This window comes from Vicinamibacteria bacterium, assembly GCA_035570235.1.
In the GTDB taxonomy this organism is placed as follows: Bacteria; Acidobacteriota; Vicinamibacteria; order Fen-336; family Fen-336; genus DATMML01.
This window is the reverse complement of record DATMML010000038.1, coordinates 1-15,460: the sequence shown is the minus strand read 5'-3', so window position 1 is coordinate 15,460 and position 15,460 is coordinate 1. Positions and strand designations below refer to the sequence as shown.

Genomic DNA, 15,460 nt, shown 5'->3' with positions numbered 1-15,460 from the left:
TCATCTCACCACGAGCCCGTCACCCGCCAGGTTGGCGCGGGGGCCACCACGGAGCTCTCGGATGAGGGCTTCCACCTCCCCCGCTTGGAAGCGGGCGAACCAGCGGTCCACGCGTCCCTCCAGGCTGGGCACGCCCTTTCCGCGCACGGTGTGGGCAAGGATGAGGCTGGGGCGCCCCGCCGCAAAGGGCAGGGTCTGAAAAACGTCCTCCAAGGCGCCGAAGTCATGCCCATCCACACTGCGGCAGGCCCAGCCGAACGCGCGAAACTTGGCCTCCAGCGGCTCCAGGGGCAGGAGCTCCTCGGTCCTTGCGTTCGCCTGGACACCGTTGCGATCCACGATGGCGACGAGGTTTTCGAGCCCAAGCCCGCTCGCCACCAGGGAGGCTTCCCAGACCGACCCCTCGTCCAGTTCCCCATCACCAAGGAGAACGAAGACGCGATTGCGTCCCTTTCGAAGCCGGATGTCCAGCGCCACTCCCAGAGCCACGGCGAGGAGGTGTCCGAGGGATCCGGAGTGGAACTCAACCCCGGGAATATCACGGCTCGGATGCCAGTAGATCGAATCGGTGGTCTTGAGGTGGTTGCCCAGGCGGCTGCGGTCAATGAAACCCAGCTCGGCCAGCGTGGCGTAGAGGGCCGGAACGTCGTGTCCCTTCGATAGGAAGAAGTAGTCACGGCTGGGATCGGCCAGTGACTCGGGCGACACGCTGAGAACCCGCCCGTAGAGATGGACGAGGACGTCGGCGCAAGAGAGCGAGGCGCCCACGAAGCAGCCACCCCCGAGGGTCATGCGCAATACGCTCTCCCGCACGCGCAGCGCCAAGGAGTGAAGCGCGGCCAGATCGACGGCGGGAGGCCTTGCCATCGCTGACTGCACCGCGCTCGTCGTGGCCGTCATCGGCCCACCTCGGGCGACCGGGTTTCGGACTGCTGAACAGTTCTGAGCTCATCCAGGTGATGGCGGTACCAGTTGACACCCGCGAACCGCGCATTGAGCTCGAGCAGTTCCGGATGCTCACCAACGAGCCGCAGAATGTCACTCAAGTCGAAGAGGGGTCGTGTCTGGCTCCACAGGGCCTCATAAACTCCGGTCACAAAGAGGTAGTCGTCGCGATAGTCCACGGTGAAGCGGTGCGTCATGGAGAAGTCCCGCCCGGTCTCCCACCGCACGTTGCCGATCCGAAAGCGCTCAGGTTGGTCCCAGACGAAGGGGGTGGTGTGCTCCCGTTCCAGGGCGCGCGTAGCCTGACGCCAGGCGGTCTCCAGGGCGGCAAACGACACGACCTCAACATCGTTCCCGTCGGGATAGGTGGCAGGGTGAAGATTGCTTACGAAGTCGTAGCGACCGGTGTCCTCGCGATACAGCCCCAGAACCCTGTCAATGACGCCGGCATCGATGAGCGGACAATCGGATGGGATCTTGACGACGACATCCGCGCGGGCCTCGGCAGCCGCGCGGTAGTGTCGGTCCAGGAGGTCGCTGGGGTGGCCGCGAAAGCATCGGACATCCATCCTCCGACACAGGCTCACGATGGCCTCGTCCTCGGCGTCCGTCGTGGTGGCCACCGCAAGCTCGAAGGGGGTCCGGGCTCCCCTCACCCGCTCGAGCATCCTTCGAAGGAGGGGTGCGCCGGCCACCGGAAGCAGCACCTTCCCGGGCAGGCGCGTTGACCCCACCCGGGCCTGAACCAGGACTAGGGTCTTCACCGCCCGGTGCCCATAGATGCCGCGGCGAAAGCTTCGACCGACGTTGCCCTGACCGGCTCCGAGGCGGCGAGTAGGTCTCGGCAGGCGTTGGCAATGTTGCGCGCCGCCCGGCCGTTCTGGACGGGCATGAGTCGCCGGAGTACTGCTAGGTCAAAGTATGAGTGGACCTCTTTGCCCAGGGCCAGCCCCACGAAAACAGTGGATGAATATTGCGTGATCAGGACGTCGCAGTTGGCGATCATCTCCTCGGCGCTGCCGTGGGAGTACACGAGCGCCTCCGGTGCCCATCTCTTGATCTCCGCCGCTGCCCGGCCGGCATCCTCATTGGGGTGAAGCTTGAAGATGAGGCGACGCCCCCTCGCGACCCACAGACACTCTTCGATGAATTGCCGGCGATCATCCCGCTTGAAAGTCTCCCGGGCATCCGACGAGCAGACCAGCACATAGTTGCGATGCGGAAACTGATTCCTGAGATAGCGGCGACAGTCGTCAAAGTTGGGGATCCCGGTGACCACGACGCGCTCCTCGGCCGCCCCGTTGGCCACAAAAAGGTCTCGATACCCATCGCTCGCGACGCAGAAGCGCTCATAGCGGCCGGAGAGCCCGGTGGTCGACGTCCCGCCAAGCCACAGGGGAAGGAAGGAGAAGCGCTTGCAGAGCCGGAAGCCCAGAGTCGCGGGGTCGAGCATCCCCTCCTGGACAAGGACGACGGGCTTGCCTCGAACGTTCCGGGGTACCACGAGATCGGAGCAGGTCAGAACGAGGTCGTAGCCGCCGGCTCGCCCCTCGAAGTCGATCGGAAGCTCGTTTCGCTCGAGGTAGTCCAGGCAGCGGGCCCGCAGCTTGAACCCGAGAATCGTGAACTCGAGAAGTCGCATGCGGCGCAACCATTCGAGGAATCCATCGCAGTAATACGGAGTAAAACCGTGATCGCAGTCGGTCAGCTCCCGGGCCACCTGGTGCATCTGCGTCGTTTGGTTGAGCGATCCGCAGACGAAAAGCACCTTCGGCCGCCGCCCGGTCACGTTGTATTCCCCTCCGTGCTTCTCAGTACGCACGCTCCCCCTCTTTTCCGACCGACCGCCAAGCGCCAGGATCACGTAGCCCGTCGCGATGTAGACGATCTCCTTGATACGCTTCACGAGCACGAACGCGGCACCGACGGACGTTGCTTCCACGACGCCGAGACCATTCAGCACCGCCACGTAGCCCAAGTCCTGGACCCCCAAGCCCCCGGGTAGAAAGAAGGCGAGGGCGCGCACGAGGGACAGGAGGTTCTCGAAGCAGATGACTTCGACGATGGGGACTCGCGCACCCAGAAGGCTCAAGATCGCAACCGTCTCGAGGACCTCCGCGAAACGGGCCAAGAGAAACAAGGCTGCCGTCCCCGCGAGTTCCCCAGCGGGCATCCCGAAGCATCGTGCAAGCTTCTGATCCACCTCCAGGAAGTGGTGCTGATTCACACCGAGCCAGGACCGCAAGCGGACATACGGGACCGCCAGAAGGAACCCATGCACCCGTCTCCCCAGAGAGCCTCTTGTCAAGGCGAGCGGGAGGAGGACCGATAGAACGACCAGCGCGATTCCCGCCGCGAGGGCCAAGGCATGCATGGCCACAACCGCAGGGCTCGAGTCCGTGTAAAGCAAGGCCAGAGCGCCCCCGGCTGCGAGTAGACTCCCGTGGGTCGCGCCGACGAACACTCGCCTCGCGAGCAGGCTGCTGACTCCCGCTCCGGGAGAAACGTGACTGCGGGTCGTGAGCAAATGTTGTGACAAGCCGTCGGACACGATCGTTCCCGAGGGCACGCTTTGGCCCAACGCCTCCGACGACAATCGCGCCACCAAGAGCGGTCCGAAACCCACTCCGTATCCCGTCTGCGCTAGCAACCGCTGCCAGCCCAGAGCATCGAAGGAAAGGCACATCAAATAAGGAACCAGGATCAGCCAGAGGGCGGCGGGGGCAATCGAGGGGACCGCGGAGAAGTCGGCTTGGGCAACGATTCGGGCGAGCAGGACCAACGCTGCCAGAAGAGCTACTCTGCGCCACAGCCGCGTCCAACGAATCATTACCGAGCGCAGCATTCACCTGCCCCAGGATGATCGCCGAACGTGACGGGTCAGTGACGATGAAATGACTTCCTGGCATCGCTACGCCACGATGAAGGCGTAGGCGGTCCCGCCGATGAAAAGGCCGAGAAGGGCTCCAACCAGGACGTCGCTCAGGAAATGGAGGCCCAGGATGACGCGCGACACCCCGATGCTCCCAGCGACCAAGAACACCGGCACCGCCAGGGCGGGCAGCGCGGGCACGAGGACAGAACCGAGAGCGAAGGCGTTCATCGTGTGTCCGGAAGGAAAAGAGAATTGATCGAAGGCGAACAGCTCGGAGGGCGCCACCCCGAAGAAGGGGTTTCCGCCATACGTGGACGGCCTCCGACGACGGAGACCCCGTTTGAGAACGACGGTCGCTGTGTTGGTAGTGGCGGCGGACACCGTAGCCGCCAGGAGAAGGAGGCGATAAGGCCCGCCCGCGGCCAAGAGGAGCACGGCCGCAGCAAGCCACAGCCAGCCATCGCCGAGCCGAGTCGCCCACATCATCCATACCCTGAGCCAGCTGGGAGGAGCCCAGGCGCTGAGGCGCCAGGAGATCCGACGATCGGAGGCATCGACGTAGGCTAGTACCGAATTCATCGCCCACCTCCCAAGGCAAGCCCGCGTCCGAGAATCTTGGGCCGAGAGATGTCAGGAAGCGCTGGCTGTGAGGCGAGGAAACGCCGGTAGAAGGCAGCCGCGCCGAGCTTCTCCTTGGTGAACTTGGCGAGGGCGACCAGGGGGACGAGAGCGAGGGCTGGCAGTGTCGTAAGTAGTGCAGCGAGGCGGGCGCCTTCGGCTGGGCTGCGCAACGCGTGGACGGCGCCCTCCACGAATGCGCCGAAGGCCACCGAGAACACCGCCACCATTAGACGGGCATGGTTCCCCACCTTGCCAGCCGGCACCGTGAGCCCCTGGCGCAGGCCCGCGAGGAATTCGTCCTTGCTCCGGGCCCTGGGTACCGTCGTGTACGCACGAGCGACCCCCGCCAGGTCGTGGGCGTCGCTTCCTCCCACCGGGGCCAAACCCCAAGCTCGGCCCACTAGCCGCGAGAACTCGTTGCTTTGCGCGGGCAGCATGCCGTTCAAAGCCTCGATTAGTGGAGCATGGGCAAGCGCGAGGTGGAAGTCGCTCACCTCCCGGCGGCCGGTGAGGGGGGAAAACAGGTGGTTGACGCAGAATGGTATCCGCTCCTCCGTGAGATACGCGAAGAGGGACTCCGCGTCGTGGCGCCTGTTCTGGATCGTGGCATGGTGGCCTTCCGTGATGTCGAACACGCCAAGGTGCAGCTCTCGCCCCTCCGGCAGTACGCAGGTGACTTCTTCGCCCACGAAGAAATCGGGCCGCCCCGCCAGCTGAAGGGCCCCCTCGATCGAATCGTGGTCGGTGAGGGTGACGAGGTCCATCCCGCGAGCGAGCGCAGCCTCGTACACGGCAGCGGGCTCCGAGTAGCACTCGCGGACGAGCCTCCTCAAAACGGGCAGGGTCAAGGGGCCTGAATACTTGCTGTGGACGTGGAGGTCGCAGCGCATCAGCGCAGGCTCTCTTGCATTACGTTACCCCCGGACCTAAGAAATTCCTTCAGGTCCAGGGGTATTAAGCAGCCTGCAGATTGCGTCGCGGTGAAGGTCGTGGAAATACTTAGTGACAGCCGTTCGAAAGGCTCTTCACGAGTCTGTCACATCACCGTCGCACCGGGCGTCATTCGCGGGCTCGCCGGGGCCAGAACCCATCCGCGGTCACCTCGGCCGTCGGCAAGGTCTCCCGGTCTTGTGGTCCGGCCTCGTCCGCACAGGTGGGGGGCCGCGCCGGCGGCACGTGACGACCACGTCTCCGCCGGGCGGCTCGAAGGGTGGCGAGGCGTCTGACCGGACGCTGTCTTCGGGACATCGCTAGAGGGAAGCTAGCCCGACCCCGTGACGGTCCTGTGGCAGCAGACGCGGCCGGCCATGACAGGCTCGCTTCGCTCTTGCCACCGTCCAGCCCGCCTAAATAGCTGGTGGGGCTGGGTTCCCAAGAAAATACCCGGCCGCTGCTTTCTGTAACATGGCCCCGCTCGCCACGTGAGACTGGACCAGGCGGCCACGGTGTAGTTGCTGCCGGGGAGTCAGACGCCCACCCGGGGCCTCTGAGGCTCACCAGTGTGCCCACCCAATGGGTCCGTGGGTTCAAGCCGAGACCCTTCGGGTCTCCTCCGCCCAAAAGGGGAGTATCCTCCCCTTAAGTAAACAGTTGCCTAGAGATATGCGAGGGCAAAGCTGACCCTCGCTCCCCTGGAGTGATTTCGCCCATTGACGCGGCCGGGTCGAGATGGGTTATCCTTGCGCCCTTCCTTATTCGGGGGCCATGCGATGCCAACACTCGACGTGGGCAGCGAGTACTCCTCCCGTGATCTGCACACCGTGCTCGGGCTTCCTGACGAAGCGGGTGGTGGCGGCTGGTTTCAGGGCTACCACCGATACGGGGCGGAATACTACGTGTTCGCGACGATCCGGGAACCAGGCCGGCCGAACGCCAATCGTCGAGATCACTGGGAGGGGAATCGGCTTCGCTGGAGCGCGAAGGCGGGTTCCACTCCCCAGCAGCGCCCGATCCAACAGCTCTTGAGTGGTCGCTTCAAGGTGCACGTCTTCTGGAGACTCGCCGGGCATCCCCGCTTCATCTATCGCGGCGAAGCGGTGGCGAAGGAGACCAGTATCACGAGCCCAGTGACGGTTCTCTGGGACTTCCCGTCCAAGGCCGAGTAGGGATTCCCCCTACCGCGCCCCCCCCCAACCTCCGAAGCTGTTTGTTTAGAACGGGCGTCCGTCCGCTCGACTGAATACGTTCCCCCGTGCTCGCCGTCTGTCGCTGAGTTTTCACACGTACACAACACTGCGCGAACGGCATTCTCCTACCTTGGCCCTGCCGATATAGCTGTTGAATGGAGGAACCATGTCCTTAAGACTGACCGTCCGCTCCCGATCCCGCAACCTCATTGCGCTTGTTGCCTCGTGGGCGATCCTGCCCGGACCGAGCTCAACCCGTGCGTTCGCTGACGAGCACGACTCGCCGACCAAGACTCCAATCAAGCATGTGGTCGTGATCTTCCAGGAAAACGTCTCCTTCGACCACTACTTCGCAACCTACCCGCAGGCGGCAAACAATTCGCCAGACGAGCCTGAGTTTCACGCGGGACCGGGTACGCCGACGGTCAACGGTCTGAACCGGCCTTTACTGCAAACCAACCCCAACTCCGCCAACCCCTTCCGCTTCGACCGCACACACGCGGCTACTTGCGACCAGGACCACAACTACGGAGATGAGCAGAAAGCCTTCCACTCTGGCCTTATGGACAAGTTCGTTGAGGTGTTGGGCAACGGACCCGGCAAGGACGGCACCCTTACTTGCGCCGCTAAAGACGTCATGGGCTATTTCGACGGCAACACGGTAACCGCCCTTTGGAACTATGCTCAGCATTTCGCCATGAGCGACAACTCCTTCGGGACTACGTTTGGTCCGTCGTCCCCGGGCGCCCTCAACCTAGTGGCAGGTCAGACTCATGGCGTCGATCAACCAGACAGCCCCGGTAACGTCGTTGACGGTTCCGTCGTCGGCGACCCGAGACCAATCCTGGACGACTGCTCTCCTGGCGGTGGAGGCCAGCCCGGCCAGATCAGCTTAACCGGAACGAACGTGGGCGACCTCTTGAACGCCCAGAACATCACGTGGGGATGGTTCCAAGGTGGATTCCGGCCCACCAAGGTGACCAGCGGAAAGGCAACCTGCGGCGCGACGCACATCGGGAGCGACGGCTTCCCAAAGGGGGACTACATCCCGCATCACGAGCCCTTCCAGTACTTTTCGCAGACAGCAAATCCGCATCACCTGCCTCCAACCTCCGTCAACATGATTGGCAAGACGGACCAGGCGAACCACCAGTACGATCTGGCGGACTTTTGGGACGCATTCCACGCCAATCACTTGCCCGCGGTGAGCTACCTGAAGGCTCCTGGTTACCTGGACGGCCATGCCGGATACTCGGATCCCCTGGCAGAGCAGGGCTTTCTCGTCTCTACGATCAACCAGCTGATGCTCTCCCCGGAGTGGAAAGAGATAGCGATCTTCATCGCGTACGACGACTCAGACGGCTGGTACGATCACGTCATGGGACCGATTGTCAACCAGTCTGCCACTTCGGAGGATTTCCTGACCGGCACCGGCACCTGCGGTGTCGCCAAGAGCGGCGTAATCCAGGGCCGCTGCGGTTACGGTCCCCGGTTGCCTCTGTTGGTGATTTCGCCCTTTGCCAAGTCGAACTTTGTCGACAGCTCGGTGACCGACCAGTCATCTATCTTGCGGTTCATCGAGGACAACTGGACCCTCGGTCGCCTCGGTAACCAGTCGTTCGACGCCAAGGCGGGCAGCCTGCACCCCATGTTCGACTTCAAGCATCACGCATCACGTCTCATCCTCGACCCCAGCACCGGCCAAGTAGTGGAGGAAGGCGAGGACGAGTAGGCGTCGTCACCCGTTGGTCCACAAATAGCCCAGGCGCTCTCACGGCTTGCGCCTGGGCTATCTCTTTTCCTCGAGAAGCCCCCAAGGCGACATACCGGAACCGACCAGGCTGGACGCGCGCAAACTTCCCCCTCCGCGGGGCAGCCGGGCATGCCTAGTCAGATTTGAGCCGGGCTTGCCACCACCACTCCTACTAGCTGGCGCCAACGGGGGCGGAGCTCAAAGTGCGTGCCCGATTGAGAAGCTGTTTTAGTTGAGTTACGGCCAAGGCGACATCCTGGGGCATGTCCCAGATCTCGGCGACATGTGCCTGATCGAGCCCGCTCGCATCGTCTACAAATCCGACGGGAGGTGCGGGGCGATTTCGGTGGTCGCGGGCCAGCGTCCATAAGAGGTGGATGCCCGGGCGACCGAACAGCGCTCCTGCTAGCCAATGAGGAGCAGCGCGATCAGCCACGTTCTACGCGAAGTCAGCAGGAGACCCCTCCTCATGTCCGTCCGGCGACTCCCTCTGCTGGCGCCTCGATCGGCATGTCCTGTGCCGTTTGGAAGAGACTGACCAACGGCTTGCTTGCTCAACCTGTTCCGGTAGACGCGGCTCAACGGCAAGGATGCCACCGAAGCTGGCTCTCAAGCACCCTGCCCATCATCCCAATCGGCAGGGTCGAGATCCCCTCCTCCTAACGCAAGCTGAGGGCCGACAGGTTGAGGGCGCTATGCCTGCCACTGCGGAACCTTGCCAACCATCTGCCAAATGAGGGCATCCAGATCCCCTTCCATAGGGGATTTCTGACGGCGCGTGTTGGTGAGGGCGGCCCAGCACAGATCACTCCTCGTCCGCACCATGATGGTGGCGGTGCCGGGGAGGCTACCGCTATGCCACCAGTTCCGCAGGGAGTTGACCTCCCACCCCTTTGCATAGCTCGGATTCGCGTTCGTGGGCGTAATCATTGCCTGGATCGTCTCCGGCCGGAGGATGTCTCGTTCGGGAGAGAACCCATCGACGCGGACGGCAAAACGCACAAGATCGCTGGCGCTGGCGAGCCAACCGCCATGGGAGTCCATGCGGCGTATATTCATGTCATAGGGATTCTCACCCTGGCCGTGATATGTGACTTCCTCCGACGACCGTTCCGCCAGTGTGTTCCCGCCTATTCTCATGGCCCGAACGCCACAGTCCGCCAGCACGTCGTCGCGCACATAGTCCGCATAGGGACGCCGGGTCACTTTCTCGATCGCCCGTCCCAACACGCAGTAGCCAAAGTTCGAGTAGGCATAGTGTTCCCCGGGCGGGTAGCGAAGGGGAAGCCGGGAAACCGCCCAGGCGATGAGATCGTGGTGGTTCATCCTTGAGTTGCGGAACATGGGATCGGTGCCGTCGTTCTGCCATCCGCCCCCGGTGTGAGTGAGGAGGTGTTCGATGCGCAGGCTCTCGACGTGAGGGAGGAAGGGGGGGTGGCCAAAGTCGTTCTGGAGCACGCCCCGCGGCCCAAACACCGTTTCGGAAAGGGCCAAACGTCCTTGCTCGACCAGCGTGAAGACCGCCACGGAGGTTATCGGCTTGCTCACACTGGCAATGCGGAAAAGGTGGCTCGTTGTCAACCGCTCTCCGCGAGCCCTGTCGGCGAAGCCGAAGGCTTGCTCGTAAACAAGCTGCCCGTGGCGGGCCACGCTCACCGCCATCCCGGGCACGTCATATTTCCTCATATAGGCCTCGGCCACCAGACGCATCTGCCGAAGCTGGTCCGGAGTAGCTTCGGGCTCAGCGACCGCGGAGGGCCAGGCGGGGCTGCTGCGCAGCGCGAAGAGTGCCCCCGCTGCTCCGACAGCTTGTTTGAGGAACGCCCTCCGGGTGTTCTCGAACGTGTTTGTCCCCCGCGCTCTGTCCTGAGGCTGCATGACCGAGAGATTACAAGCTATGTCATGCGGGGCACACCCGCAACTCGCTCCGATAGCTTGCAAACCAGCTCCTGAGTCAATCGTCTTCAGGCGCCCGAGGCGAATCCCCGGGCACGACTCGCCGGCTCATCGGGCACAGTCGGAGACGACGACGCGGCAGAAACGGGCTGTGTTGATCTGCTCCTCGCGATCTCTCCGGAGGCTCTCGTCCTTTGAGGCGATCACTCCCAGGCGGCGGGAATCCGACGCCACACGACAGACCCCGAGGCGTGTTCCCCATCTTCAAGGGGACGGGCTCCACTCTGTACGAGACCCCCCGCGGCGGGATGAGGGAACGCGCGACTCTTCGCGCGATCAGTTCGAGGTTGCAAAGGGCTGCAGGGTGCGCGGGTCTTCGAACTGAGCCGAGTCTCCCCTGGGAGCTTTGGGGAGGACCTGGTATAGTCGGGGACCGCCCTTTTAGCTATGCTACCAGGCCTGCATGGTCCCGGCCGTGAACGAGCTGCGGTCCCGCCACGTCGTTCGCGAGATCCTCGCCCTTCTGATCACCCATGACGTCAACGATAGACGCAAGGCATGGCTGCAAGGGCATGAACCAGAGGTCTCTGCCGCGTCGGGAACACGCCTATGCCCGGTGAGTCCGGCGGTCGTCGCGCTGCTCTGAACTTCATCTTTATCACCGTCCTTCTCGACATGCTCGCACTCGGGATCATCGTCCCCGTCCTGCCCAAGCTTGTCGTCGACTTTCTACTCGGCGATACCGCGCGCGCGGCAGCGTTCATAGGGTTATTCACCACCATTTGGGCGCTAATGCAGTTCATCTTCTCTCCTCTGCTCGGCTTGCTTTCCGATCGCTACGGGCGAAGGCCTGTGATCTTGCTCTCGAACGTCGGTCTCGGCCTGGATTACATCGTCATGGCCCTGGCACCGACGATTGGTTGGTTGTTCGTGGGCCGCATTCTTTCCGGCATCACTTCCGCGAGCATCGCGACCGCTAACGCGTACATCAGCGACGTCACGCCGGTCGAGAAGCGAGCTCGCTCGTTCGGGCTCCTCGGCGCTGCCTTCGGCGTGGGTTTCATCCTGGGGCCTGCCCTCGGAGGCTGGCTGGGCGCCAGGAATCCGCGCCTTCCCTTTTGGTTCGCGGCCGCCTTCAGCCTGGTCAACGCCCTCTACGGCCTGCTCGTACTGCCGGAATCGCTTCCTACCGAGCGGCGACAGACCCGACTCAGATGGAGACTGGCCAATCCCGTTGGAGCCCTCGTCCTTCTAAAGTCACATCCGGAGCTCTTGGGGCTCGCCACCGTGAACTTTCTCGGCTACCTCGCGCACGAGGTGTATCCAACGGTCTTCGTGCTCTACGGAGACTACCGATACCACTGGAATGAACGGACGATCGGCATTGTGCTCGCCCTCGTGGGCGTCGCCACAATGGTGATCTCAGCAGGGGTGGTTGGCCCCGTGGTGGCGCGCTTCGGTGAGCGGCGCTCACTGTTTGCGGGGCTTCTCTTGGGGGCGGTTGGATTTGCGCTCTTCGGCTGGGCAGCCGTGGGATGGCTCTTCCTGGTCGCGATCCCAATCAACTGTCTCTGGGCGCTCGCTGGGCCGCCTACTCAGTCAATGATGACCCAGCGTGTTTCGCCTTCGGAGCAGGGGGCGCTCCAAGGTGCCCTAGGTTCCGTCCGCAGCATCGCCATGATCGTAGGGCCCGGGATCTTCTCGCTGACCTTCGCTGCCTCCATCGCACCCGAACGGTCGGTTCAGATTCCCGGCGCTCCGTGGTATGTCGCGGCGCTACTGCTCCTTGTGGCGACCGCAGTAGCTTTGGCAGTTGCTCCTAAGAGCGCGCACGTCGTGAAGGGGGGAGCTGACGTGGCCGAAGCGCGAACGAGCTGAGGTAACACGCCGTCCACCTCCCAGCAGCGCTTGTGACGCCGAGTACCCACTCCACGATCAGCCTGCCGTTCTGACGGTTTGCGGTCCGTTGTTCGTACTCGACTGTTGAGCTCTTGGAGCAATGCGGGCATAGTGGGATCAATCGCTGATCAGCCTGTTTACGAATGCCGTAAGGCCTCTTACGGCCTTCGTCGCCGGTCCTTGGGCGTTCCCACTCAAGATCCGGCCCTTCTCATGCTCAAGCCAGGCATGCGCCTTGCTCAGATGGCATCCGTGGCAAGACCGGGCCCGTCTCGGGCCCTGGAGGTAGGTATCGTGTACTCGCAATCCTTGAGGCTCACGATTGGCAGCCTGGCTCTCCTCGCCCTAGCTTTGGCGGCGGGCTGCGGAGGTGGCGGGTACGGGTCAACGCCGACGACGACGCCAACAACAACCCAGCCCTCCGCGGGAGCGGCGGACATAACGATTACGATCGCTGGCGAGAACGGCAGCATGTCCTTCTCCCCGAATCCGGCCAGTTTGAAGGTGGGCCAGAAGGTGGCCTGGCACAACGGCGACAGCATCACTCACACCGCGTCTGCCACCTCGGGCGCCTTCGATACAGGCACCATCGGGCCAGGGACGACAAGCGCAGCAATCAGTCTGACGACGGCGGGAAATTGGGACTATCACTGTAAGATCCACCCCAGCATGGTGGGGACGGTGGCGGTCACTCAGTAGCCTGGCCAGCGCGAGAGGGATTCCAGGCTACTCTGGACCGTTCGGGTGGCAAGACTATCGGGACCCGCTGGTCCCCAGTGATTTGCGCCCTGAACGACTTTGCCGTCGTTCACATCGGAGCGCTTGACCCAACGCGACCCCCGGCAGCGGGTTGCGAACCCGCAGAGGCTGCCCAAGGCGATTGGACAAAACTCGGCGTCGGTTCGTGGTACCGTGGCAACCTGACTCGCCCACATGACGGGCGCTACGGCCAGGAGGGCCGGAGGTTAAGCACGTGGAGCGTCGAGATCCCCGCCGACGTTTGGCGGACGCCGCGGGAAGCGTGAACGGCACCTCGAGGACGCCGACTCCGACCGAGAGTGACGTGGCACCTCGCCCAAGCAGCATCGTGCGCCTGTCGTGCCATTCCGGAAGCGGTACTTCCGCAGCTGCGGAAATAGGGAAAATTCGCGCTCTAGCGGCCCTGGTTAAGAAGTATCAGTAGGATTGCTGCCCTTCTGCCGGTCTGGGGGGACTTGTCGAAGGGGCACTCGTCAAAGGGTCCATGCGAATGGCACTCAGATAATCGGCGAACTGATGAAGGCGGCGCAACTTAGGGGTTTCCGTCAGGCGCTCGTCGTAGAGCAGGCACCAATCCCCGAACCTGAGGCCGGTGAGATCCTGCTAGAGGTCGAGGCGTGCGGGGTTTGTCACTCGGACCTTCACATGGCGGCCGGTGACTGGCCCGATGTTGCGGCACGCATGACTCTGCCCGCAATACTCGGCCACGAGGCCGTGGGGCGGGTGGCCGAGAAGGGCGCCGGCGTGAATGGCGTCTCCATAGGTGCCCGGGTTGGAGTGGGCTGGCTGCACTCGGTGTGCGGGAAATGCGAGCACTGCCGAGCGGGGGCTGAAAACGTGTGCCTGGAGCGAACGGTGACCAGCGTTGACGCGCCGGGGGGTTATGCCGAGTTCATGCGGGTAAGGGCTGCACAGGCGGTGCCCATCCCGGAAGGTCTGTCGTCGGCCCAGGCCGCGCCCTGGTTCTGCGCCGGCCTGACCGTTTACCATGCCCTCCAAAGCGCCAGTGTGGCGGCAGGGCAACGTGTCGCCATCTTCGGTGTAGGCGGTCTGGGGCACCTCGCTATACAGCTGGCGTCTGGATTCGGGGCGGAGGTGGTGGCGCTCGACGTCAGCGTCGCGAAGTTGCAGCTCGCACGGGCCATGGGTGTGAAGGAGGCGCTCAACGCTCTTGATCCGGAGACCGTCCACCGGCTGAAAGAGGGCGGTGGCCCACACCTGGCCTTGGTCACGGCACCATCCAAGGCTGCCTACGACCTGGCGGTAAGGACGTTACGTCGTCGCGGGACCTTGATGGTCGTGGGATTGCCCAAGGAGGACCTGACTTTCTTCGCGGACGACTTGGTGGTGGGTGAGTTTCGGATTCTGGGCTCGGCAGTGGGGACACGCGGGGAGATGCGGGACCTTCTGGCGCGCGTTGCTTCGGGCGCGGCGCGCTGCCAAGTGGAGAGATGGCGCCTCGATGACGTCAATCAGGTCTTTGACCATCTCCGCCAGGGGGACGTTCTCGGGCGGGCCGTTCTCGAGATGAAGGCCCCCCGCACCGGCTGCTAACTGAGGCGGGGCACTTCCAAGGAGTGTCGGCCGTTTTTGCCGTTTTCGGTGCTCTCCCCCACGGCAAACCCGCGGGAGGCGCCGGACAGGAGTGTTGAGAGGGAACCCCCTGTGCCCCCTTTGTACAGCCTGCGCACAGTCACGGAGTTTAACGGCAGGGTTGCGGGAGCAGATTGATGAGCAAAGGACGTCTCGAGGCATTCAGTGACGGCGTGATCGCTATCTTGATCACCATCATGGTCTTGGAGCTGAGAGTTCCCCGCGGCACAGACTGGCATGCACTGCGTCCTCTCATACCGGTGTTCCTGACCTACATACTGAGCTTCGTCTTTCTAGGCATCTACTGGAACAATCACCATCACATGCTTCATGCTGCAGACCGGATCAACGGGAAGATTCTTTGGGCAAATTTGCACTTACTATTCTGGTTGTCGCTCGTCCCTTTTGTTACCGGCTGGATGGGAGAGAACAACTTTGCTTCGCTACCAACCGCCATCTACGGCGGGGTGCTGCTCTTGTCCGGTGTCGCCTACATGATCCTGCAACGGGCAATCATCGCGGCGCAGGGGCCAGGGTCCAGGCTCGCCGCAGCAGTGGGCGCAGACTTGAAGGGCAAACTCTCCGCCGGACTGTATGCGGTGGCGATCCCATCAGCCTTTGTCCACGAGTGGATCGCAGACGGGATATACGTCTTCGTGGCGTTCATGTGGCTCGTTCCAGACCGGCGGATCGAGTCGAAGCTACGTGATTGAGCCTCAAGGGCAGGACCTTTGCCCAGATCCGCCGGCACGATTGGGCCAGCACATCTCTCGGGACGAGCCTTACGGTGCTAGAGTCCCATGTCCCGCCTTGGCCGCACACCGACCTAACTCCCTCGACACTCATGGGAAGGGCCGACAGCCGGAGCCGGGAAGTTGATATAGAGTGAGGGCGGCGGCGGACCCGGAAGGGGGTCGCGGCGAAAGGAGCGTGTATGGGACCGAAGGACGCCATCAAGAAGGCGAGAGAGAACAAGGCGAAGTTTGTGGATCT

Annotated in this window: 12 protein-coding genes; 6 read left to right on the top strand and 6 right to left on the bottom strand. The window is 63.2% G+C overall.

Annotation, left to right across the window (positions count from 1 at the left end):
* The 5 genes from VN461_06795 to VN461_06775 all read right to left on the bottom strand — a co-directional run bounded on the left by VN461_06795 (position 1) and on the right by VN461_06775 (position 5,331).
* Positions 1–900: a transketolase gene (locus VN461_06795; GenBank protein HXB54474.1), complete on the bottom strand. Its 900-nt coding sequence runs from the start codon at positions 898–900 to the stop codon at positions 1–3.
* Positions 897–1,709, bottom strand: a complete 813-nt coding sequence (locus VN461_06790; protein ID HXB54473.1) for a glycosyltransferase family protein — start codon at positions 1,707–1,709, stop codon at positions 897–899. Before VN461_06790 ends, VN461_06795 begins: the two co-directional genes overlap by 4 nt.
* Positions 1,706–3,775: a lysylphosphatidylglycerol synthase domain-containing protein gene (locus VN461_06785; protein HXB54472.1), complete on the bottom strand. Its 2,070-nt coding sequence runs from the start codon at positions 3,773–3,775 to the stop codon at positions 1,706–1,708. Before VN461_06785 ends, VN461_06790 begins: the two co-directional genes overlap by 4 nt.
* 81 nt (positions 3,776–3,856) lie before the next feature.
* On the bottom strand, positions 3,857–4,399 hold the full coding sequence (locus VN461_06780; GenBank protein HXB54471.1) for a phosphatase PAP2 family protein: 543 nt from the start codon (positions 4,397–4,399) through the stop codon (positions 3,857–3,859).
* The gene (locus VN461_06775) at positions 4,396–5,331 is read right to left on the bottom strand and encodes a PHP-associated domain-containing protein (GenBank protein ID HXB54470.1); all 936 of its coding nucleotides are present in this window, start codon (positions 5,329–5,331) and stop codon (positions 4,396–4,398) included. The genes VN461_06780 and VN461_06775 overlap by 4 nt, the downstream gene beginning before the upstream one ends.
* Positions 5,332–6,150: 819 nt before the next feature.
* On the opposite strand from VN461_06775, the gene VN461_06770 reads away from it, so the two are divergent.
* Together VN461_06770 and VN461_06765 are read left to right on the top strand one after the other, a co-directional pair.
* Positions 6,151–6,546: a hypothetical protein gene (locus tag VN461_06770; protein HXB54469.1), complete on the top strand. Its 396-nt coding sequence runs from the start codon at positions 6,151–6,153 to the stop codon at positions 6,544–6,546.
* Between the two features lie 187 nt (positions 6,547–6,733).
* Positions 6,734–8,299 carry an alkaline phosphatase family protein gene (locus VN461_06765; protein HXB54468.1) on the top strand — a complete coding sequence of 522 codons (1,566 nt, stop codon included), beginning with the start codon at positions 6,734–6,736 and terminating at the stop codon, positions 8,297–8,299.
* A gap of 714 nt (positions 8,300–9,013) precedes the next feature.
* Here the strand turns inward: VN461_06765 and VN461_06760 are convergent.
* The gene (locus VN461_06760; GenBank protein ID HXB54467.1) at positions 9,014–10,198 is read right to left on the bottom strand and encodes a serine hydrolase domain-containing protein; all 1,185 of its coding nucleotides are present in this window, start codon (positions 10,196–10,198) and stop codon (positions 9,014–9,016) included.
* Between the two features lie 627 nt (positions 10,199–10,825).
* Between VN461_06760 and VN461_06755 the strand changes: the two genes are divergently transcribed.
* From VN461_06755 to VN461_06740, 4 genes are all read left to right on the top strand, one after another.
* The gene (locus VN461_06755; protein ID HXB54466.1) at positions 10,826–12,094 is read left to right on the top strand and encodes a TCR/Tet family MFS transporter; all 1,269 of its coding nucleotides are present in this window, start codon (positions 10,826–10,828) and stop codon (positions 12,092–12,094) included.
* 315 nt (positions 12,095–12,409) lie between these two features.
* The gene (locus tag VN461_06750; protein HXB54465.1) at positions 12,410–12,814 is read left to right on the top strand and encodes a plastocyanin/azurin family copper-binding protein; all 405 of its coding nucleotides are present in this window, start codon (positions 12,410–12,412) and stop codon (positions 12,812–12,814) included.
* Positions 12,815–13,390: 576 nt separating this feature from the next.
* Positions 13,391–14,428: a zinc-dependent alcohol dehydrogenase gene (locus tag VN461_06745; protein HXB54464.1), complete on the top strand. Its 1,038-nt coding sequence runs from the start codon at positions 13,391–13,393 to the stop codon at positions 14,426–14,428.
* Between the two features lie 176 nt (positions 14,429–14,604).
* Positions 14,605–15,180 (top strand): TMEM175 family protein, encoded by a 576-nt coding sequence (locus tag VN461_06740; GenBank protein HXB54463.1) that lies wholly within the window; start codon positions 14,605–14,607, stop codon positions 15,178–15,180.
* Positions 15,181–15,460 lie beyond the last annotated feature (280 nt).

Coding starts and splice junctions, on each gene's coding strand:
- VN461_06770 (HXB54469.1), top strand. CDS start 6,151: ATGCCAACACTCGACGTGGGCAGCGAGTACTCCTCCCGTGATCTGCAC.
- VN461_06745 (HXB54464.1), top strand. CDS start 13,391: ATGAAGGCGGCGCAACTTAGGGGTTTCCGTCAGGCGCTCGTCGTAGAG.
- VN461_06740 (HXB54463.1), top strand. CDS start 14,605: ATGAGCAAAGGACGTCTCGAGGCATTCAGTGACGGCGTGATCGCTATC.
- VN461_06765 (HXB54468.1), top strand. CDS start 6,734: ATGTCCTTAAGACTGACCGTCCGCTCCCGATCCCGCAACCTCATTGCG.
- VN461_06755 (HXB54466.1), top strand. CDS start 10,826: ATGCCCGGTGAGTCCGGCGGTCGTCGCGCTGCTCTGAACTTCATCTTT.
- VN461_06785 (HXB54472.1), bottom strand. CDS start 3,775: ATGATTCGTTGGACGCGGCTGTGGCGCAGAGTAGCTCTTCTGGCAGCG.
- VN461_06775 (HXB54470.1), bottom strand. CDS start 5,331: ATGCGCTGCGACCTCCACGTCCACAGCAAGTATTCAGGCCCCTTGACC.
- VN461_06795 (HXB54474.1), bottom strand. CDS start 900: ATGACGGCCACGACGAGCGCGGTGCAGTCAGCGATGGCAAGGCCTCCC.
- VN461_06760 (HXB54467.1), bottom strand. CDS start 10,198: ATGCAGCCTCAGGACAGAGCGCGGGGGACAAACACGTTCGAGAACACC.
- VN461_06780 (HXB54471.1), bottom strand. CDS start 4,399: ATGAATTCGGTACTAGCCTACGTCGATGCCTCCGATCGTCGGATCTCC.